The following is a 20453-nucleotide window of genomic DNA, read 5'->3' as shown; positions in this document are numbered from 1 at the left end:
TGAAATGACGGATCGGCGCAGCATCCTGATCACAGGCGCGGGCAGCGGCATTGGGCGGGCAACTGCCCGTCGCTTTCAGCAGGCAGGCTGGAAGGTCGGACTGATCGGCCGGCGCAAGGACAGCCTGCAAGAAACGACGCAAGGCAACGACGCGCTGATCCTGCCCTGTGATGTGACTGATGCACAGGCCGTCGATGCAGCGTTCAACAAGACTGTGCAGGCATGGGGACGGCTTGATGTCGTCTTCAACAATGCTGGACGCGGTGCCGATCCCGCCTTGCCGGATGAAATTTCACCTCGGTCCTTTGCGGATGTCATCAATGTCAACGTCATCGGCATGTTCCACTGCGCCAGTGCAGCCTTTCGCATCATGCGGGCACAAGCGCCGCAAGGGGGGCGGATCATCAACAACGGCTCGATCTCGGCACATTCGCCGCGTGCGGGTTCCATCGCCTATACCACCTCGAAGCACGCCGTTACGGGCCTGACCCGCAGCCTGTCGCTGGATGGCCGAGCCTTTAATATCGCCTGCGGTCAGATCGATATTGGAAATGCAGCGACAGAGCTGCTGACCAAGGTCAGCGCCTCATCGCCAACCGCAGAACCGTTGATGGATGTTTCGGTCGTGGCAGATGCGGTGTTGCACATGGCAAGCCTGCCGGACGGCGCAAATGTGCAGTTCATGACGGTCATGGCGACCAACATGCCCTTTATCGGGCGTGGTTAGACCTGTTCCTGGTCGTCTTCGGGGCGATCAGGGGATGGATTGGGCAAGGGCTGCGGCGGCACATCTGGTATCGGGCGCGGGCCGGATGTTTGGACAATGGTCATTTATATTTCTCGATCAATGCATCGCGCACCGGCGGCGTGACGAATTTCGCTACCTCACCACCCAGACGGGCAATTTCCTTGACCAGCTTTGACGCGATGGCTTGCCGTCTTGCGTCTGCCATCAGAAACACCGTCTCAACGCCAGAATCCAATGCCCGGTTCATGCCAACCATCTGAAATTCATATTCAAAATCGGCAACCGCGCGCAGACCGCGAATAATAACACCCGCACCCACATCTCGGGCGCAATCGATCAGCAAATTTTCGAACGGATGCACCAGAATTTCGGTTCCACTGTTCAGCGCGATCGCGTCGCATTCGGCCTGAACCATTGCAACGCGTTCCTCCAGATCAAACAGCGGCCCCTTGTCGCGGTTGATGGCAACGCCAATTACCAGACGGTCAACCAGCGCGGTCGCACGCTGGATGATGTCAACATGCCCCAGAGTGATCGGATCAAAGGTGCCGGGATAAAGTCCGATGCGCATTGTCACCTGTCCTTGTGCGAGACGATTACCGCAGCCAAAACTGAACTGAGCCGGAAATGCAAGCAGATCGCCGGCACTTCGGTTGGATTAGCTGCCCATAATCATGCCCGTCAGCGCTTCTTTCTCTGCCGCCAGCTCCTTCAATCTGCCACTCACCGCGTCGCCAATCGAAATCACGCCAAGCATATGGCCATCTTCATCGATCACCGGCAGGTGACGGAAACGTCCCTGGGTCATACGCTCTAGAATGACCAATGCATCCTCGCCGGTCGTGCAGGTCTGAACCGATGTTGTCATCACCTGACTGATCGGCACCGACAAGATTTCGGGGCCATGTGCCCCCAGCTGCCGAACGATATCACGCTCGGACAAGATCCCGGCGGGTGTCTTGCCATCGGTTGATACCACCACGGCACCGATCCGTCGCTCGGACAGCAATTTGGCAGCCTCTGCCAAAGTTGCCTCCGGCGTGATTGTGATGATGGTCTGAGCTTCGATTCCAGCCTTGCCGGAAGTCGACTTCATCGAAAGCATCTGATTGACCAACATTTAACGTTCTCCTCACCATGTGGTTGAGTTGATTATTTTTCGCCTTCTTGGTCGCGTCAAGCAAGACGATGCTCAGATGCTGAAACTTGCGCCTCTAATCGCGCAACTTCAACACGTATTGCTTGTGCCAGAATCTCGGCAAGAAGGGTAAGGCGGCGCGATGCACGGTCATCTGCGTGGCGGATCAGCCAGAATGTGCGCTTCAAGGCGATTCGATCCGGCAGAATGCGCCGCACGCCCGGCGCAAAAGGAATGGCGAAGTCGTGGACGATCCCAAGCCCGGCACCTGCACGGATCGCCTGCATCTGAACCGAAACCGAATTCGAGGTTATTGCGGCGCTTTCCACGCCCGTTTCCGACAGATAGTCCAATTCGCGGTCGAAGATCATATCGGGGATATAGCTGATCATACGGTGCCCGCTCAGATCAGGAAGACCGTTAATAGGCGGGCGCTGTTTCAGATAATCCTCATGCGCCGCCAGATGCAGGCGATAATCGGTCAGCCGCTGCACCACCAGTCGCCCCGTATCGGGCGGGGAAACCGCGACCGCCATATCTGCCTCTCGCTTGGTCAGGTTCACGACACGCGGCAAAGCCACGATCTGAATTTCCAACCCCGAATGCTGCTGGCACAAATCGCGCGCAATCTGCGGCAACAGATAGTTCGCGCAACCATCGGGCGCCCCGATGCGAAGCTGGCCCGTCAGTCCGGCTTCGCGGCGGGTCGCCTCAGCAGCCGCAATTGCGGCCTGTTCGGCGGATTCGGCGGGGGCGACAAGCCGTGCACCTTCGGCTGTCAGCGCATATCCCTGTGGCGTCTTGGCGAACAGCGCGGCGCCGACCGCCTGTTCCAGCCGGGCAATTCGGCGGCCGACCGTTGAAGCGTCCATATTCAAACGGCGGCCGGCACCCGACAGGCTTTCGGCCCGTGCCACCGCCAGAAATATTCGCAGATCATCCCAATCCATCACTTGCCTTTGCGAAAATGCAAAACCCATTTGCCACCCTGCCCCTTTGATCCGCATTTGCGCAAGGGTATGCTGCGCCTAAATCATGTCAGGAGGATGCAATGCACGAGATTCACCACTGGATTGACGGCAAGGAAGTCAAAGGCACGTCGGGCCGCTTTGCCGATGTCTACAACCCCGCAACGGGTGAGGTTCAGGCGAAACTGTCACTGGCCACCAAGGCAGAGCTGGACGCAGCCGTGGACAGCGCCGCCAAGGCGCAGCTTGCATGGGGCGCAACCAACCCGCAGCGCCGCGCACGCGTCATGATGAAATTCGTGGATTTGCTGAACCGCGACATGGACAAGCTGGCCGAAGCCCTGTCGTCACAGCATGGCAAGACCCTGCCCGACGCCAAGGGCGATGTGCAGCGCGGTCTGGAAGTCATCGAGTTCTGCATCGGTGCCCCACATCTGTTGAAGGGCGAATTCACCGACAGCGCCGGCCCGGGCATCGACATGTATTCCATGCGTCAACCGCTGGGCGTCGTTGCGGGCATCACTCCGTTCAACTTTCCCGCCATGATTCCACTGTGGAAAATGGGCCCGGCGCTGGCTGCCGGGAACGCCATGATCCTGAAACCGTCCGAGCGGGATCCCTCTGTGCCGATGATGCTGGCCCAACTGCTGCAAGAAGCTGGCCTGCCCGATGGCGTGTTGCAGGTTGTCAACGGCGACAAGGAAAGCGTCGATGCAATCCTGGATAACCCGGTCATTCAAGCCGTGGGCTTTGTCGGCTCGACCCCGATTGCGCAGTATATTTATGAGCGTGCGGCACAGACCGGCAAGCGCGCCCAGTGCTTTGGCGGTGCCAAGAACCACATGATCATCATGCCGGACGCCGATCTGGATCAGGCTGCCGACGCGTTGGTGGGTGCAGGCTATGGTGCGGCGGGCGAACGCTGCATGGCGATCTCGGTTGCCGTGCCTGTTGGTGAAAAAACTGCGGATGCGCTGATCGAAAAGCTGGTGCCGCGCATCGAAAAGCTGAAAGTTGGCCCCTACACCGCTGGCAATGATGTCGATTACGGTCCGGTCGTGACCGCCGCCGCCAAGGAAAACATTCAGCGGCTGGTGCAGTCAGGCATCGATCAGGGCGCCGAACTGGTTGTCGATGGCCGCGACTTCCACCTGCAAGGCTACGAAGACGGCTTCTTTGTCGGCCCGCATCTGTTCGATCGTGTCACGCCGGACATGGATATCTACAAGAAAGAGATTTTCGGCCCCGTGCTGTCGACCGTCCGTGCAAACAGCTATGAAGAAGCGATCAAACTGGCGCTGGACCATGAATATGGCAACGGCACCGCCATCTATACGCGCGACGGCGACACCGCCCGCGACTTCGCTAGCCGCATCAACATCGGCATGGTCGGCATCAACGTCCCGATCCCCGTGCCGTTGGCCTATCACACTTTTGGCGGCTGGAAGAAGTCAGGCTTCGGTGACCTGAACCAGCACGGCCCGGATGCATTCCGTTTTTACACGCGGACCAAGACTGTGACCGCCCGCTGGCCTTCCGGGATTAAAGAAGGTGGTGAATTCAACTTTAAAGCGATGGACTGACTCAAATATAGCCCTGTCAATATAAACGGGGCTATATTTAGCAACTCATCAAACGACAAAAAGGCGAGGATTTATCCTCGCCTTTTACGTTAGGTAAACTAAAGAAAGTCTATGCGGCGCTCCGTTTGCGGCGGCGGACCGTGGCAAAGGCACCAAGCCCAGCCAGCAGCAAAACACCGGCCGCAGGCAACGGCACAGGCGCAACGTCGATATTGTCAAAGCGAAAATCGCCGGTGCCGTGTCCGGCCTTGTTTGCCGCCAAAGAGACATCAACGATGCGAAGGAAGCTGACGTTCTTGAAGATGCTCAGCGAAGTCAGATCCAGATCATAGCCCTTTTTTTGTTGGACATTAACGTCTTTCAGGAACGAACCGACCCCAAAACTAGCCGTCCCGCGATCTGTCACCAGCGTCAACGGGGCGTTCCCGGTCAGCAGCGAAAACCACATGCCGTTCACGTCAAATGTCCCGCCAGAAGTGCGCGTCATGGTGGTTTCTCTGAACGCATTCTCGGCGGCACAACGACCTGCGGCCTTGCTTGCGCATTGCGCAGTCACAACCCTTATTTTGTCAAAGTGAAAACCACTTTCGACATAATTGGTATGGGTGCCAAGCGATGCATTGTTAAACGTGATGCTCGCCGCATCAGCGGTGCCAGCCGCTACAGTCATTATTGCGGCAGCGGCCAATTGGGTAACGTAGTTCATGCGAACCTCACACTTAAAAAATACCAAGGCTTTGCGTCTATCAGTTTGATATTTATTAATCACCACGAAAAACCAAACAAACAAACAACCGAGAGGTGAGTTTTGAATAGGGTTTTCAAAAATTCTGGTCAGAAATTAACGAAGTCCGGTGAACTCGCAGCGGAGCGATGTATAACATACTGATTATTAATAAAAAAATTTTAGATTAACACTCTCTGCATAAGTTAAAAAATCGAACAAAAATCACGTTATTATGATCGACACTGTGGCGTTCACACACGAGTCCATCCGGAAATAACCGTTAACTTTCAAGAACAACGGGCGTAATTCATGCATTCCTCTGCCGTTACATAGAATTACTGTTCTTTTTCTGGACCAGAGGCATGGGACCACTCCGACATGATTCGACTGCACCTCACGAATTGCGTCATCCCAGAAAGGCGCTAAAACCTGCGGATCGGTATTAATTGAATTCATGTTCAATTCTTGATTATTCCGCAGGGATAGGACAGAGTTCCGGTCAAACTTGCCCTCTGCGAATCCCGGTCTTCACATCATCCAAGCCCCTGCCCGATGACCCAAAACCGAAATGCTGATGATTTAGCTGCTGCGGGTCGTCCTTCGTGGTCGCGTTTTCTGCGGGCCTTTGTGATAGACGGTATAGGCACACAGCTGCGGCATGGCAGGACAGCAAAAGGGGGATGCTTGTGGAAGACCTGAACATTCGCAAGACCGGCCAGGCGGGCCACATAACATTTACACGCCCAAAGGCATTGAATGCCCTGACCCATGAGATGGCTCTGGCTCTGCACAGTGCGCTGGACGAATGGCGCGACGATCCGCAGGTCAAGCTGGTCATCATCGATGCCGAAGGCGACCGCGCATTTTGTGCCGGTGGTGATATCGCTGCGGTCTATCGCGGCGGGCTGGACGGAAACCATCAAATCGGGCGGGATTTTTTCCGTGACGAATATCTGATGAATGCGGCCATCGCGGATTACCCCAAACCCGTGATCGCCTTCATGCAAGGCTTTGTCATGGGTGGCGGCGTCGGTGTTGGGGGGCATGCATCGCATCGCATCGTCGGCGACACGACGCAGATCGCCATGCCAGAATCCGGCATTGGCCTTATCCCAGACGTCGGCGGAACATGGTTGCTGGCACATGCTCCGGGCCGGATCGGAGAGTTCTTGGCGACGACGGGCGGTCGCATGGGTGCTGGCGACGCGATCCACGCAGGTTTTGCAGATATCTACCTGCCCGAGGATGAATGGCCCGCGCTTATCGAACGGCTGGAACAAACCGGCGATACCGGTGAGATCGCGACAACCGAGGCGCCCGCATCACCGCTGGCAGATCGTGATCTATCGGCATTTGGCGGCGATACGATTGACGACATCATTGCGGCATTGGAAAGCCGCAGTGATGATACCACTCTGAAAATCCTGCGCCGCAACTCGCCCCTTTCGATGGCAGCCGGGCTTGCGATGGTGCGCGCGGCGCGCAGCGACGACCGCATTCAGGATGCGTTGAGCAGGGAGTATCGCTTCACGTGGCGCGCCACCGAAATGGGCGACTTCCTTGAAGGGGTGCGCGCACAAATCATCGACAAGGATCGCAACCCGAAATGGTCTGCGGACGCGTCGCCTGAATATGTCGAGAAAATGCTGGCATCGCTTGGCGATGACGAACTTGCTTGGGAGGTAGAAGCATGAAGATAGGTTTCATCGGTCTGGGAAATATGGGTGCGCCGATGGCCGCCAATCTGGCAGCCGCAGGGCATGAGGTGTTGGGTTTCGACACCGCCGCCCCCGTTCCAGATGGCGTTACAGCGGTTAACTCTGCTGCGGATGTCGCGGATAAAGCAGATGTTGTCATCACTATGCTGCCGAACGGCAAAATCCTGCGAATGGTCGCAGAACAGATCATCCCTGCAATGCAGCAGGGCGCAGTCCTGTGCGATTGCTCGACCGTTGATGTCGACAGCGCACGTGCCGTGGCCCAACAGGCTACAGCAGCTGGCCTTGGATCGTTGGACGCGCCGGTTTCTGGCGGGATCGGTGGGGCGCAGGGCGGAACGCTGACTTTCATGGTCGGTGGCTCGGACGCGGACTTCGCGACGGTTCAGCCGCTTTTTGACATCATGGGCCAAAAGGCGGTCCATTGTGGCGATGTCGGTTCGGGCCAATCAGCCAAGATTTGTAACAACATGATCCTTGGCGTCACCATGATCGCGACATGCGAAGCATTCGCCCTGGCAGACCAACTGGGGCTGGATCGGCAGAAGATGTTCGACGTCGTTTCGACCAGTTCCGGCTATAGCTGGAGCATGAACGCCTATTGTCCCGCCCCCGGCGTTGGCCCGAAATCACCGGCTGATAATGATTATACGCCGGGCTTTGCTGCTGAACTGATGCTGAAAGATCTGAACCTGTCGCAGGACGCTGCATCCTCTTCTGGTGCCGACACCCCCATGGGCGCCCTTGCCAGAGAGCTTTATCGCACCTTTGTCGAAGATGAGGGCGGTCGTGGTCGTGACTTTTCGGCAATGTTGCCACGCTTCACCGAAAAAAATCGCAAAAACGGCTAAAACTTACGGAACCAAATGAAAGTGAGGGAACCACGGGCATCGCGAGTGGTTCCCTTTTTGGGTTCAAACGGTAAGAAATTATGTCGGTCTTACGAATTGCAGCGGCTTTGATCGCTTTCATGGCGGTCAGCGTCTATGTGTCAGAACACGAATGGAGTGTTCATGGTCTGGCCGCCCCGGTCGGCCCTGCGGCAGCGGATCCCGTGCAGGTCGTTGCCGGCGAAGTGCCGCCGATTGACGCAATTTATTTTATTGAAGAGCCCGGCATTTATGGGCTTGGCCGCGAAATCCCCGGAAGTCGCTACGCAATCATTTCCAATATCCTGGTTCGGTTGGACAGCAAAACCAACAAGGTTCTGTCAATTCTACGAACGAATATCGCCGTTCAGAACTGAGCGGGCGACGCGTCAACAACGCCAATATTGTAACGAATATGGAACCCTCCGGTCAGAAGATCGGTTATTTCGGCAAGCATATAAGGAAATTTGTTATGTTGCCTCGAAAGATCGTTGCCGCGACGGCAAGTGTGGGGCTTCTTGTTTTACCTGTTTTTGCCGTCGCCTATAAACAAGATATTGCACAGGCCCATGCGCAGCCTGCTGTTCAACACACGCAAATGTATCAGGCAAAAAGCGATTCCGCTTCTGATGCGGCGGTCCGCGTGGGCGATACGGTCAACCTTGAACAGGTTGATATCGTCGAAGAACCGGAAATTTATGGCTTGGGCTTTTCGCCGACCGGAAACCGTTACGCGATTATCGACAATCTTCTTGTTCGGCTAAATCCCACTACCGGCAAGGTTTTGTCGATCCTGCGGGAAATACAGTAGCGCAGCACCCCTCGCTATCCGGCCAACAGGGCGCGGGCAGCTTCAGTTGCGGCGTCGGTGATACGATCGCCTGACAGCATCCGGGCAATTTCCTCAATCCGCTCTGCTTCAGCCAGTGGCACGACTTTGGACGTGGTCATTCCATCATGGACCGACTTGGCAACGCGGAAATGTTCGTCCCCAAGTGCGGCGACCTGTGGTGAGTGGGTGACAACCAGCACCTGAGAATCGCCCGCCAGCTTTTTCAGCCGTCGACCAACCGCATCCGCTGTTGCACCGCCAACGCCACGGTCGATTTCGTCGAAAATCATCACCAGGGCATCGTTTCCATGCGCAAGCGAAACCTTGAGGGCCAAAAGAAACCGCGACAATTCTCCGCCCGAGGCGATTTTATCCAACGGCCCCGCCGGTGCGCCCGGATTGGTCGCGACGGTAAAGGCAACGGCGTCACGACCTTCGGGACCGGCCTCACCCTCGGTGATATCAGTGTGAAAGACAGCCCGCTCCATCTTGAGTGGGGCCAGTTCAGCGGAAACTGCCTGATCCAGTTTTGCAGCGGCCTTTTTGCGGGCAGCCGTAAGATTTGCGGCCAAGGTATCATATGCGGCATCGGCATCGGTCCTGCGCCGCCGCAATTCTGCGATGGACGTATCGCCGGCATCGATCTGTTCCAGCCGCCCCCGCAACTCATCCGCCAACCCGGCAAGATCGTCTGGCAGCACATCATGTTTACGGGCCAGCGCGCGCAGGGCAAATAACCGCTCTTCAGTGACCTCAAGTGCGGAGGGATCGAAATCCAACGCCGACAGCGCATCTTCGACACCGCGATGCGCGTCGCCCAATTCGATGATCGCCCGTGAAAGTGCCGCGATTGGCTGATCCAGTTTGTTTTCAGCCTGATCCGCCGCCCCTTCCAGCCAGCGGTTCGCATCCAGCATGGCCCCTTCGGCACCTTGCGGACCCAGCATCTGCAGCGCGCGGGCGACGTCATCACGAATACGCTCGGCCGCCTGCATGCTGCGGCGACGGATATCCAAGACTTCTTCCTCGCCAATCTCTGGCGACAGATCGTCCAGTTCTTTCACCGCGTGGCGCAGAAATTCTTCTTCCCCGCGTGCGATGGCAAGCTGCGCTTCTGCCTCCTCCAGGTCCCGCGCGGCATCGCGACGCGCGGCCCAAGCCTTGCGGGCCGGTCCCAGATCCAGCCCAGCAAAGGCATCCAGCAACACCCGATGCCCGCGCGGGTTCAGCAAACCGCGGTCATCATGCTGGCCATGCAATTCGACAAGAACATCTGAAAGTTGGCGCAAGACCTCGCCCGAGACGCGGCGATCATTCACATAACCGGTCTTGCGGCCATCGCCGCCATTCACGCGTCGCAGGATCAGTTCGTCATCTTCGACATCGATTCCAGCCTCGGCCAAAACGGCATGTGCCGGATGCCCCGGTGGCAAATCGAAAACTGCTGTAACCTCGCCCTGCGTGGCACCCTGCCGCACAAGATCGGCACGGCCGCGCCAGCCCAGGACAAAGCCAAGACAATCCAGAAGGATCGACTTTCCTGCCCCGGTTTCGCCGGTCAGGACGTTCAGACCCGGTCCGAAGCCTAGCTCCAGCCAGTCGATCAACAGCATGTCGCGAATTTCAAGCGATCGCAGCATCGCGCCCAATGACTGCGCCTAGCCCAATGGGCAGGGCGTTACAGCCATTTCCCCTGAATCATTTGACGGTAGACATTGCTTAGCCAGCTATTTCCACGCGCTTCCGGCGACAGACCGCGACCACGCAATTGGCTATAGGCATCCTGATAGAACGGCGACGACTGGAAGTTATGGCCCAAAATCGCGCCGGCGGTCTGCGCCTCGTCATTCAGGCCAAGCGCCAGATAGGATTCGACCAGACGCAGCAACGCTTCCGGCGTTTGCGAAGTGGTCTGGAATTCCTCGACAACGACGCGGAACCTGCTGATGGCAGCCGCATAGTGGCCACGCTTCAGATAGTAGCGTCCGATCTCCATCTCTTTGGCGGCAAGGTGATCGAAGGCAAGATCGAACTTCAGAATCGCACTGCGCGCGTATTCGCTGTCGGGATATTCCTCGATCACGGTGCGCAGCGCCTGCAACGCCTGGAAGGTCAGGCCCTGATCGCGGCCGACCTCATCAATCTGGTCATAATAGGACAGTGCCAGCAGATACTGCGCATAGGCAGCATCCTCATCACCCGGATAGGTATCAAGGAAACGCTGGGCGGCGCCACGCGCTTCCTCGTAATTCTTGGCCCTGTGGTTCGAATAGGCCTGCATGATCAGCGCACGCTTTGCCCATTCGGAGTATGGGTAAAGCCGCTCGACCTCACTGAAATAGAACACGGCGTCTTCCGGCTTACGGCTGTTTTCCAGCTCGTATTCGCCACGCGTGTAAATCTGTTCCGCAGTGAACCGGTCAAGGTTCTCACGCTCTTCTTTTTTCGAGCCACCGCAGCCCGCCAACGTCATACTCGCGACGACCGCAGCCATCATGGTTGCCGAGATTTTCGAGCGCGCCATATTTACCCTGCCATACGATTCTTCTGTGCTGCCGACCATCTCTGGCAAGGCTGCCGAAACCTCCTAACACAGAACATCAGGGGGCGCAAAATGGCAATCCATTGATTTTGTCAGGCGAATCCAAGAAAGAATTCTCAAAAATTCGGGATGACGGTCACGTAAGGTTACGCGACCGCCCAATCTTGCGCATCGACGATATAGTTCGCCACGCCGGCGCCGGGCAAACGGTTCTCCAACGCGGGGGAACACGCGACCCATTCCCAGGCTGTCGGGTCGGCGAACAGGGCACGCAGCAGTTTGTTGGTCATTGCATGACCGGCCCGATGGCCTGTGTAGCGAGCCAACAGCGGCGCGCCTGCCAATCCAAGGTCGCCCATCGCATCCAGCATCTTGTGGCGAACGGCCTCGTCCGCGTGGCGCAGACCGCCCGGCGACAGAACTTTGGCGCCATCAACAACAACCGCGTTCATGTAAGTGCCGCCCAAAGCCAACCCATTCTTGCGCATCGCATCGACATCGGCCTGACGGCAGAACGTGCGGCTGTCAGCCAGTTCGCGCAGGAAAGCGCCATTGGCCATATCCAGCTTCTTTTCCTGATGACCAATCGCCGCGTCGGCAAAGTCGATCTGGAAATCGATCTCCAGATGATCCGCAGGCTCAAGACGTGCAAACGCCTCGCCTTCTCGGACCTCAACCGGACGCAGAACGCGGATCGCGCGCAGTTCGGCGGCCTGCAACTGAATGCCCGCGCGCAGGATGCCACGCGCGAAAGGTGCGGCGGAACCATCCAGAATCGGGACTTCGGGGCCATCTACCGTGACCAGCACGTTTTGAATACCCGTGCCGACCAGCGCTGCCATGATGTGTTCGACCGTGGAAAGGGTGGTTCCCCTGCCATCGTCCATCAACGTGCACAGCGGCGACTGCCGGACATTGTGCCACAAGGCAGGGATATCGACGGCGGGTGTCAGATCGACCCGACGAAAGACGATGCCATGACCAGCGGGCGCCGGATGAACAACCATCCGGGCAGCCGCGCCTGAATGCAGGCCCGTCCCCGTGAATGTCACCTTTTGTTTTAGCGTTGCCTGCATAGTCTACTTGCCTTCTGAAACTCATGTCCCGGAATCGGTTACTCCGGTAACAACTCAGCTAGGCTTGCCGTTGCATTGGTTCAATTAACGAATTGTAACGGCATGAAACATTCAGACCCATGGGCGTAAAATCGCCCGGTTAATGCCAATCAACTCCCTGATTTCAAAATGAAAAAGGCCGCCAATGGCGGCCCTTTGTCAGTTTATTCGTGTCAGGAACGTGAACAGTGTCAGTTCGCCTGACGACGCAGGAAGGCCGGAATTTCCACCTGGTCCTGATCCGCATCGGGGCTGGCCAGATCGTCGAAATCAGTCTCTTGCTGACGCGCACGAGCGGCAACGCGGTCGCTGACACGTTCGGCGATTGACGACGCTGCAGGCTTCGATGCCGGGGGCTGTTCACCACCATGACCAGCCATCCGTTCCAGCATACGGCTCAGGCCGGCCATCCGGCCCTGCCCGGCAACAGCGCCACGAGCGGGCTCTTGCTGCTGCGGCTGACGTGCGGCCTGCTGACGCTCGCCATGATGTTCAACCGCGCGGCGCAGACGATCCATCACTTCCGGCGCCGCCTGACCGCGATTCCCAGCCGTGGGGCGCGGCGCGATAAAGTCCTGCGAGTCATCCTCGATACGGACCGCAGCGGCGCGTGCCGGTTCTTTCGGCTGATAGGCCGGCTGGGGCATATCATCTTCGATCAGTTTTTGCTGCACGACAGGCTCGGCGCGGGTGTCCGCAGCCGGTGCCGGGGTGCGACGCGGGGGAACCTGCAGGTCTTCCTGCTGGGCGACGTCTTCCTTGCGGCCGGTGACCGAAGGGTTCTGGGTCAGCGGTTCTGCCATGCTGCGACGCGGTGCAGGCTCTTCGACAGCGGCTGCGCTGGCGTCGATGCCAGTTGCAACAACCGAGACGCGGATCGAACCGTCCATATCCGGGTCCAGCGTCGACCCGACGATGATATTCGCGTCTGAATCGACTTTGTCGCGGATCACGTTCGCGGCTTCGTCCAGCTCGAACAGGGTCATGTCGTAGCCACCGGTGATGTTGATCAGAACACCACGTGCGCCGTTCAGGCTGATTTCGTCCAGCAGCGGATTGGCGATGGCACGCTCCGCAGCTTCCTGCGCACGGTTTTCGCCAGCAGCTTCGCCGGTGCCCATCATCGCCTTGCCCATCTCGTCCATCACGGCGCGAACGTCGGCAAAGTCCAGGTTGATCAGCCCCGGGCGAACCATCAGATCGGTCACACCTTTGACGCCCTGATACAGAACATCGTCAGCCATCGCGAAGGCTTCGGTAAAGGTGGTCTTTTCGTTGGCCAGACGGAACAGATTCTGGTTCGGAATGATAATCAGCGTATCCACGACCTTTTGCAGGGCCTCGACGCCCTCTTCGGCCTGACGCATCCGTTTGCTGCCTTCGAACTGGAAGGGCTTGGTCACGACGCCGACGGTCAGAATACCCATCTCGCGCGCGGCTTGTGCGATGATCGGGGCCGCGCCGGTGCCGGTGCCACCGCCCATACCGGCGGTGATGAAGCACATATGCGCACCCATCAGATGATCAACGATGTCTTCGATGGTCTCTTCGGCGGCTTTTGCGCCGATAATCGGTTTTGCACCCGCCCCCAGACCTTCGGTCACTTTCGGACCCATCTGGATACGGCTGGTCGCGCGCGAGCCTGTCAGCGCCTGCGCGTCGGTGTTCGCGACTACAAATTCGACGCCATCCAGCTGTTTCTCGATCATGTTGTTGACCGCGTTACCGCCAGCACCGCCAACACCGAATACGGTGATCCGCGGCTTCAGCTCGTCTTCGTCGTTCATCATCAGATTGAGATTCATGGTTCCGCCTGTTTTATTCACTATTTCGTCGAACCAATGCAGCCCGACCGAATCCCCGCATTAGGACAATCCTAAACGATTATGGTCCCGTCCGTCATCCGTAAAAGTGCCACAAACCGCAAAATGTGGCGTTGCACCGACCGCCCTTAGGCGGTATCTTGCCATTGGCGCAGAATATGGTGGGTAAGCGTCTTACCCACACATCTTGCAAATGTTGGCAGCATCACCAGTTGTTGCGGAACCAGCGATAGGCTCTGCGCAAACTGCGCGTCGGATAGCTGTCGGCTGGCACCTCAAAGTCCCACCATTCGTCCTGCGGGTGGGCGGCAAACAATGCCAAGCCAACCGCGCTGGAAAAACTGGGATCGGTCAGTTGATGGGCCAACCCGTCGATCCGCAGTGGACGCCCACAGCGGATATTCGGACCCAGGATCCGGGCCGCCAGCCCATCGAGACCGGGGATCTGACTGCCGCCACCCGTCAGCACGATCTGTTGGCTGGGAAGGGAATCGAATCCAGCTGCATCAAGGACTTCACGCACATTTTCCAGAATTTCTTCAACCCGCGGACGCATGACTCCGATGATGTCGCCACGGCTGACTGTGCGGCGGTCAGCCTCCCAATCACCGGTTTCGCCGCCGACCTGTATCATGTCGCGATCATCGCGGCCGGTTGCTTCAACGCCGCCATTCAATGTCTTCAGTCGCTCGGCCATCGGCAGTGAAACCCGCAGACCTTGCGCAATATCTTGCGTGATCAGGTTGCCGCCAATTCTAACATTGTCGGCAAAAATCATGTGTTTCCTGATAAAAATCGAAACGCCGGTTCCACCACCGCCAAAGTCGATGCAGGCCGCGCCCAATTCCTGTTCATCTTCAACCAGACTGGCCCGCGCCGAGGCATATGATGCCGAGGCGACGCCCGCCAACTCCAGATCACACCGCCGGATACACTGCACCAGATTGCCAATGGCATCGCCGTCAACCGTCAGCACATGCATGTCGCATGCCAGCTTGTTGCCGGAATGATCGCGCGGATCGGCAAGGCCAGTCCGGTTATCGACAGCGAAATTCACCGGCTGGGCATGCAGCACCTCGCGCCCGCGCCCAAAATCGGGCGCATCGCAGGCCGCCATGACCGAGGCGATGTCGTGTTCATGCACTTTGCCCGTGGCCAGCGTGATTTCTCCATCCAGCCCGTAAGACGACGGACGACCGCCGGACAGGCAAGCGATGACGTGATCGACGCGCACACCTGCGACTTTCTGTGCCGCCGTCACCACGGTGCGGATCGCCCGTTCGGTTTCGCCCATCGTTTCGATCTCGCCACGGCGCATCCCGCGCGATCGGGTCGAGGCGGCGCCAATCACCCGAAAGTTCGCCTGCCCCGCCATCGGACCGACGCCATCGGTCTCTCGAAATGTGCCGGTCCCATCAAAGCGCAAGACAAGACATGCGATTTTCGAAGTCCCGATATCCAGAACACCGATCACACCCCTTTGCAGGGCAGCGCGGCGGATATTGCGCATGGCGCGTTGCGTTTCGTAAAGCTCTGGCATCGGCTTAGCCCCCCTTTTTCTCGTCTTTCAGGATTGTCCCGTCGGGTGCCAGCAACGGCATCTCGCGCGCCGCGCGAATGGTGTTGCGGGCATCGATGCCCAGTCGCAGCACGGGCTTTGATGGGTTGCGCAGATCGACAACGCTTACGTCACGCCCCATCATGTCCTGCGCCCGGTCAAGGGCCACGGCGGCCTCAAGCGCGATAAGTGCGCCGTTTTCGGGCAGCATGATTTTTTGCCCGTGATCAAGCTCCAGATCCCAACGACGCTCGCCCTTGCGGACAAGGCCACGGACACGGGGCAGGATCGGACCCGCAGCATCGAACAGCTTCAATGCTTCATCGACGGCAAGATCCGCGCCCTCGCCCGTGATCAGGGGCAGGTTCGGGCGAACCTCTCGCGACGTTACACTGGCGACGCGATGGCCGGTTTTATCCAGAATTTCGATGCCCCGCGCGTGACGCCACAAGATCGCAGGCTGACGTTCGGTCACGACAGCGGCCAGCACACCACCCGGCTTTACACGCAGATCAATCGATTCAATCGCGTCCAACTGCATGACTTGCAGACGCAACGCGGGCAGATCGATATCAAAGCTGGAGGCGGGCAGATCAACAGGCAGCATGGCCCGCACGGCCTTGTCAACGACAGGGGATGCGCCTTCCACTGTCATCATATGGACTTGAAATTCTTCGCGGCTTTGAACCTTGTCAAGCAGCGCAGTGAAGGTCGTGTTCATCGCTGCCCGGCGATCCTCATCCGACAGCAAGATGCCCGCCGTCATCGCGATCAGAAAGGCCGGGCCGCCGATCCGCACGACACGGCGATACAGCGGCTTCAGCCACATCCGCTCCAACCGATACTTCAACCGCGACGGCGCGGGATCGCGCTTTGGGCGCGGCGGTTGCTGACTGCCGGGACGATGGTCAATCACGGACGACACAGCGCATCCTCCACCATCCAGCGCATCAGGGCCGGGAAATCAACGCCAACATGGGCGGCCTGTTCAGGCGCAAGCGAGGTGGGCGTCATGCCGGGTTGTGTGTTCACCTCCAACAGGAACAAGCCTTGCAGGCCGCGGCTATCGTCCCACCGAAAGTCAGAACGTGACAGCCCCTTGCAGCCAAGCGCCTCATGTGCGCGCACAGCATATTCCAGACAGGCTTCGGTAATCTCTGCAGGAAGTTCTGCCGGGATCACATGGCGCGACCCGCCGACCGAATATTTGGCATTATAGTCATACCAGCCATCGGCGATGATCTCGGTCACGCCAAGTGCACGGTCCCCCATCACGGCAACCGTCAGCTCACGGCCCGGCGCATAGGTTTCAACCATCACGCTGGCCGGCATCGTGTCAGCCAGTTGCGGCGGCTGATTTGCACCTTCGTGAATGATATACACCCCGACCGAGGAACCTTCGCTGTTTGGCTTGACGACATAGGGCGCTGGCATCACATGCCGCTGCCGCACCTCGGCCGCATCGACGATCAGGCTTTCCAGAACCGGCAGACCGGCGGCCCGGAACGCATCCTTTGCCCGCGTCTTGTCCATCGCAAGGGCCGAGGCCAGAACGCCCGAATGGGTATAGGGCAACCCCATCCATTCCAGGATTCCCTGCACACAGCCATCTTCGCCCCAACGGCCATGCAAGGCATTGAAAACCACATCGGGCGCAATGTCCGCCAGACGCCTGACGATCTCATCGCCGCGCCCTGTTCCGAGTTCGATCTCGGTGACATCATAACCCGCCACCCGAAGCGCCTTCGCGCATTCGCGACCCGTCGACAGAGACACCTCGCGCTCAGCCGAGGGGCCACCCATCAGAACCGCTACCGAGTGGGCTGTCCTGCTCGACCTGCCCGCCACGTTTCGCCTTTCAGTCCCGGTTGATCCGGGTTTTTCATGCCACGCTGATCTTTTGGCGATCATTCATGGACTTGATTTGCTCTGTACTTTTTATCTTAGCCGCAAAGCACGAATCGCAAAAGAGCATTTGTGCTGCGTTGGCGAAATATTGTGAGCAATCAGAAATCGAAGGAACGTCCTGGATTACGTCAGGCCATGTCTCCGTTGTCCAAGGCTTCGCCGACCCGGATCACTTCCCATTGCAGATCATAACCGCTTTCTTCCAGAACGCGGCGGCGGACCAATTCGCCCAGGGCTTCCAGTTCCGCAGCCGTCGCGCCGCCCGTATTCAGCAGGAAATTGGGGTGCTTTTCAGACATCTGCGCCCCGCCCCAGCTATGCCCGCGCAAGCCCGCCCGGTCGATCAACGACCATGCCTTCAGTTCATGCGTATCATCGGCCCGACCTGTCGAACTGAAGCCCGCCGGATTGCGGAAAGTCGAGCCGGCAGTGCGATCTTTGGTTGGCTGGGTTTCATCGCGTTTGGCAAGTTGCGCAGTCATTTTGGCGTGCAAAGCTTCAGGTTCACCGGGCCGGGCGTGGAAGACCGCCTCGGTCAGCACCCAGCCTTCTGGCAGGTCCGAATGGCGATAGGAAAAATTCATATCCTCGGGTTTCAGCGTGACCTGACGACCATCGCGTGTGACGGCGCGAACCTCGATCAGATGATCTGCAACATAGCTGCCATAGCAACCTGCATTCATGCGAACGGCACCGCCGACGGCACCCGGAATGGTGCGCAGAAAAGTCAGGTCCAGCCCCGCATCCGCAGCGCGGCGGGCGACATGCGCATCCAGTGCGGCAGCCCCTGCGATGACCTTGTTTTCTTCGACTTCGATCCCATTGAAGCCGCGCCCCAGGCGGATCACGACCCCGCGGATACCGCCGTCGCGCACGATCAGGTTCGATCCGACGCCAATCGGGAAAACCGGGATCTGAGGGTCCAGATCACGCAGAAAATCAGCCAGATCGTCCACATCAGCGGGCTGGAAAAGCCAATCGGCAGGTCCGCCGACACGCAGCCATGTCAGGCTGTCAAGGGGACGATCAGGGGTCAGCGCGCCGCGCGGCGTTGGAAGGTTCATACTCATGGGTTGCTGGTAAACAGAGCCGCGCGAGGCGTCAACACGGGGCAGTATCTTCAGCGTTTTGGGGCTGTGATTTGCGTAGGCAGGGTGTGCACAAGCTGTACACCGTGAGTACACCGGGGGTCCTGCCCGGCGGTGTCGCCGGGCGCGATGGTGGTGATCCGACGAGAAACATCAAAGACCGAGATATCTGAGTATCGCTTCGATCGCCGTTTTGATCGCGGGCGACGTCGCGAGAAACTCAATCGCCTGCATATAGTTCACCGCACCGACGAGCGCGCCATTTCCAATTGCGAAGCCTGTCGCCACATCCCTGGCGACAGGCAGCGCCTTCTTGATACGCAGCAGTCGACCGATAAGCCGATAGGATGCCACAGCGCGATCTTCCGGTGCGACTGCCGGGTCGGTGGCGGCATTTGCGTCTTCCGGCAGGACTTCCGCAAGATGAGGGTCAAGGACGGGCAGAACGGCCTCGGTCATTTCAATGATGGCATCGCGGTTGTCGATCAGCGAAGTGTTACCAATGATGGCCGCGCGCCGTTCTAGCACCATGCGGGTTTCTTCATCGGAACCGAGAATATCCGCCGCAGCATCACGGAGCCGTTTGCGATAGTCGGCAATCAGAGGGTCTTGTTCTGCCGAGGGGCATTCGCCAGTTTGGATACGCACCACAAGCCGCCGGGTCGCGGCGCTGCAGGCATCGAACAGTTCGACGGGTGAGGCGCCGACGTCTTCAGCCATGCGGCGAAGCATGGATAGGTCTTGGGCGAGACCGCCATAAAGCTGGTCAGATGCCCCGTCAAAAATCTCTGTCGCGCCGATAATCTTGCGACGGACGTAGGCCGCAACGTTATCAGGCAGTTCCGTTTCAGGAACCAATCGCAGTTTTCCCGTTTCCGGGTTCGCTTCGATGGTTTCGCCGTTTGCTGTCGCTTCGATTGCGTGATGCTGTCGAAGTCGCCTGATCTCGGCATCCAGCGCCTCGCCGCCTTCGTTCCACAGTTCATCTTTGATCAGCGCCACATCGCGAAGCAGATCCCAGTTTTGACGACCGCCCTCTGCAACCCGCTTGAGCCAATCGGCAAAGAAATCGCTGCCCGGAGCATCAGGAAGATATCGCCCGCCCAAAAATGGCTGAACTGGAGGCGTTACACCATCAGCCCACAATGGCTGCCGCCAGATGTCCAAGCCTTGCTTCAGAGCGGATACATCTTGCAGCGCCGCCTCCCTGAAAATACGTCGCTGCTGCAGTGTTTCCTCGGTCGGTCCCTGTTCATCACCTGCTTCGGGCAGCTCCCAGTCTGTAGTAAAGGAATACTCCGCCGTTTGGCAGACGCCAGCAGCATCACTTGAAGAGTTAATTCCAGTTGCGGAGACTAATGCACGCAGCGAGTTCTGCCGTTGATAGTCATCCAGCATTGAGTATGTCGGAATAGGGCGGGCAACGAACTCAACCGTTTTCTGAAGCCCGTTGACCAGGACGCCCGTTTGATTGACGATGGCCAGTCGAAGAAAATGCAGCAAAAAATAAGGCGGCTTGACCCGCCCTCGGTTCGTTTCCAGAAAGGATGATCCCAGCCAGAAATTCGAGAGGACCCGAAATACGGCCCTATTGGCAACAGACTTTGCATCCTCAAGCGATACCGTTGCCAGTGTTGCCGCCAAGTCGGTCGTGTTGGCTGGTTGAGGTTTTTCATTCATGGTGCGAATATGCGTGATGCCAAACAACGTCGCAAGTCCAACACTGCGGCATTATGAGGGTCAATGGATGCGTTAAAAATACGCGCATCACGCCGGCATATACAGCCAAGGAGCAAGGCAGCTGAAAGATGGGTTTAGGCAGTTTCTGGCTGTAGC

The 20453-nt window shown here is 58.2% G+C and carries 19 protein-coding genes; 6 read left to right on the top strand and 13 right to left on the bottom strand.

Features of this window, described 5'->3' with window-relative positions:
- The first annotated feature begins 4 nt into the window (after positions 1-4).
- Entirely contained in the window at positions 5-727 is a 723-nt protein-coding gene (locus tag H4P12_RS16365; RefSeq protein ID WP_187794742.1) for an SDR family oxidoreductase, read from the top strand.
- Between the two features lie 100 nt (positions 728-827).
- On the opposite strand, the gene coaD is transcribed toward H4P12_RS16365, so the two are convergent.
- From coaD to H4P12_RS16350, 3 genes are all read right to left on the bottom strand, one after another.
- Positions 828-1319 carry a pantetheine-phosphate adenylyltransferase gene (coaD, locus tag H4P12_RS16360; protein WP_187794741.1) on the bottom strand — a complete coding sequence of 164 codons (492 nt, stop codon included), beginning with the start codon at positions 1317-1319 and terminating at the stop codon, positions 828-830.
- An 87-nt stretch (positions 1320-1406) separates the two neighbouring features.
- A complete protein-coding gene (locus H4P12_RS16355) occupies positions 1407-1868 on the bottom strand; it encodes a CBS domain-containing protein (protein ID WP_187794740.1) in 462 nt (153 codons plus the stop codon).
- Between the two features lie 56 nt (positions 1869-1924).
- Positions 1925-2836, bottom strand: coding sequence for a LysR family transcriptional regulator (locus tag H4P12_RS16350; protein WP_187794865.1), 912 nt, complete (start codon positions 2834-2836; stop codon positions 1925-1927).
- Between the two features lie 101 nt (positions 2837-2937).
- On the opposite strand from H4P12_RS16350, the gene H4P12_RS16345 reads away from it, so the two are divergent.
- Positions 2938-4437: a CoA-acylating methylmalonate-semialdehyde dehydrogenase gene (locus tag H4P12_RS16345; RefSeq protein WP_187794739.1), complete on the top strand. Its 1500-nt coding sequence runs from the start codon at positions 2938-2940 to the stop codon at positions 4435-4437.
- A gap of 109 nt (positions 4438-4546) precedes the next feature.
- Here the strand turns inward: H4P12_RS16345 and H4P12_RS16340 are convergent, their stop codons facing one another.
- Positions 4547-5227: a VPLPA-CTERM sorting domain-containing protein gene (locus tag H4P12_RS16340; RefSeq protein ID WP_246449333.1), complete on the bottom strand. Its 681-nt coding sequence runs from the start codon at positions 5225-5227 to the stop codon at positions 4547-4549.
- A gap of 623 nt (positions 5228-5850) precedes the next feature.
- Between H4P12_RS16340 and H4P12_RS16335 the strand changes: the two genes are divergently transcribed.
- The 4 genes from H4P12_RS16335 to H4P12_RS16320 all read left to right on the top strand — a co-directional run bounded on the left by H4P12_RS16335 (position 5851) and on the right by H4P12_RS16320 (position 8562).
- Positions 5851-6858: a 3-hydroxyisobutyryl-CoA hydrolase gene (locus tag H4P12_RS16335; protein WP_187794738.1), complete on the top strand. Its 1008-nt coding sequence runs from the start codon at positions 5851-5853 to the stop codon at positions 6856-6858.
- On the top strand, positions 6855-7733 hold the full coding sequence (mmsB, locus tag H4P12_RS16330; protein WP_187794737.1) for a 3-hydroxyisobutyrate dehydrogenase: 879 nt from the start codon (positions 6855-6857) through the stop codon (positions 7731-7733). Before H4P12_RS16335 ends, mmsB begins: the two co-directional genes overlap by 4 nt.
- Positions 7734-7813: 80 nt before the next feature.
- Positions 7814-8128: a hypothetical protein gene (locus H4P12_RS16325; RefSeq protein WP_187794736.1), complete on the top strand. Its 315-nt coding sequence runs from the start codon at positions 7814-7816 to the stop codon at positions 8126-8128.
- A 38-nt stretch (positions 8129-8166) separates the two neighbouring features.
- Complete coding sequence (locus tag H4P12_RS16320) at positions 8167-8562, top strand: hypothetical protein (RefSeq protein ID WP_187794735.1); 396 nt, start codon at positions 8167-8169, stop codon at positions 8560-8562.
- Between the two features lie 14 nt (positions 8563-8576).
- On the opposite strand, the gene recN is transcribed toward H4P12_RS16320, so the two are convergent.
- The 9 genes from recN to H4P12_RS16275 form a co-directional block, all read right to left on the bottom strand.
- A complete protein-coding gene (recN, locus tag H4P12_RS16315; protein WP_187794734.1) occupies positions 8577-10223 on the bottom strand; it encodes a DNA repair protein RecN in 1647 nt (548 codons plus the stop codon).
- A gap of 38 nt (positions 10224-10261) precedes the next feature.
- Positions 10262-11107, bottom strand: a complete 846-nt coding sequence (locus tag H4P12_RS16310) for an outer membrane protein assembly factor BamD (RefSeq protein WP_187794733.1) — start codon at positions 11105-11107, stop codon at positions 10262-10264.
- Between the two features lie 164 nt (positions 11108-11271).
- Positions 11272-12201, bottom strand: a complete 930-nt coding sequence (gene lpxC, locus H4P12_RS16305) for a UDP-3-O-acyl-N-acetylglucosamine deacetylase (protein ID WP_187794732.1) — start codon at positions 12199-12201, stop codon at positions 11272-11274.
- Positions 12202-12431: 230 nt separating this feature from the next.
- Entirely contained in the window at positions 12432-14045 is a 1614-nt protein-coding gene (ftsZ, locus tag H4P12_RS16300; RefSeq protein ID WP_187794731.1) for a cell division protein FtsZ, read from the bottom strand.
- A 223-nt stretch (positions 14046-14268) separates the two neighbouring features.
- Positions 14269-15603 (bottom strand): cell division protein FtsA, encoded by a 1335-nt coding sequence (ftsA, locus tag H4P12_RS16295; protein ID WP_187794730.1) that lies wholly within the window; start codon positions 15601-15603, stop codon positions 14269-14271.
- 4 nt (positions 15604-15607) lie between these two features.
- Positions 15608-16546, bottom strand: a complete 939-nt coding sequence (locus H4P12_RS16290; protein ID WP_343069848.1) for a cell division protein FtsQ/DivIB — start codon at positions 16544-16546, stop codon at positions 15608-15610.
- Positions 16534-17469, bottom strand: a complete 936-nt coding sequence (locus tag H4P12_RS16285) for a D-alanine--D-alanine ligase (RefSeq protein ID WP_187794729.1) — start codon at positions 17467-17469, stop codon at positions 16534-16536. Before H4P12_RS16285 ends, H4P12_RS16290 begins: the two co-directional genes overlap by 13 nt.
- Before the next feature lie 188 nt (positions 17470-17657).
- Entirely contained in the window at positions 17658-18599 is a 942-nt protein-coding gene (gene murB, locus H4P12_RS16280; protein WP_187794728.1) for a UDP-N-acetylmuramate dehydrogenase, read from the bottom strand.
- Positions 18600-18770: 171 nt separating this feature from the next.
- Entirely contained in the window at positions 18771-20324 is a 1554-nt protein-coding gene (locus H4P12_RS16275; protein ID WP_187794727.1) for a hypothetical protein, read from the bottom strand.
- Positions 20325-20453: the final 129 nt, after the last annotated feature.

This window comes from Paracoccus amoyensis, from assembly GCF_014490725.1.
Lineage (GTDB): Bacteria > Pseudomonadota > Alphaproteobacteria > Rhodobacterales > Rhodobacteraceae > Paracoccus > Paracoccus amoyensis.
This window is presented reverse-complemented; position numbering and strand designations above follow the sequence as displayed.

What these genes read in the sequence shown, in the direction of transcription:
- lpxC (WP_187794732.1), bottom strand. Translation starts at nt 12,201, where the DNA reads ATGCAGGCAACGCTAAAACAAAAGGTGACATTCACGGGGACGGGCCTG.
- ftsA (WP_187794730.1), bottom strand. Translation starts at nt 15,603, where the DNA reads ATGCCAGAGCTTTACGAAACGCAACGCGCCATGCGCAATATCCGCCGC.
- mmsB (WP_187794737.1), top strand. Translation starts at nt 6,855, where the DNA reads ATGAAGATAGGTTTCATCGGTCTGGGAAATATGGGTGCGCCGATGGCC.
- H4P12_RS16365 (WP_187794742.1), top strand. Translation starts at nt 5, where the DNA reads ATGACGGATCGGCGCAGCATCCTGATCACAGGCGCGGGCAGCGGCATT.
- ftsZ (WP_187794731.1), bottom strand. Translation starts at nt 14,045, where the DNA reads ATGAATCTCAATCTGATGATGAACGACGAAGACGAGCTGAAGCCGCGG.
- H4P12_RS16325 (WP_187794736.1), top strand. Translation starts at nt 7,814, where the DNA reads ATGTCGGTCTTACGAATTGCAGCGGCTTTGATCGCTTTCATGGCGGTC.
- H4P12_RS16320 (WP_187794735.1), top strand. Translation starts at nt 8,167, where the DNA reads ATGGAACCCTCCGGTCAGAAGATCGGTTATTTCGGCAAGCATATAAGG.
- murB (WP_187794728.1), bottom strand. Translation starts at nt 18,599, where the DNA reads ATGAGTATGAACCTTCCAACGCCGCGCGGCGCGCTGACCCCTGATCGT.
- H4P12_RS16355 (WP_187794740.1), bottom strand. Translation starts at nt 1,868, where the DNA reads ATGTTGGTCAATCAGATGCTTTCGATGAAGTCGACTTCCGGCAAGGCT.
- recN (WP_187794734.1), bottom strand. Translation starts at nt 10,223, where the DNA reads ATGCTGCGATCGCTTGAAATTCGCGACATGCTGTTGATCGACTGGCTG.
- H4P12_RS16345 (WP_187794739.1), top strand. Translation starts at nt 2,938, where the DNA reads ATGCACGAGATTCACCACTGGATTGACGGCAAGGAAGTCAAAGGCACG.
- H4P12_RS16350 (WP_187794865.1), bottom strand. Translation starts at nt 2,836, where the DNA reads ATGGATTGGGATGATCTGCGAATATTTCTGGCGGTGGCACGGGCCGAA.
- H4P12_RS16310 (WP_187794733.1), bottom strand. Translation starts at nt 11,107, where the DNA reads ATGGCGCGCTCGAAAATCTCGGCAACCATGATGGCTGCGGTCGTCGCG.
- coaD (WP_187794741.1), bottom strand. Translation starts at nt 1,319, where the DNA reads ATGCGCATCGGACTTTATCCCGGCACCTTTGATCCGATCACTCTGGGG.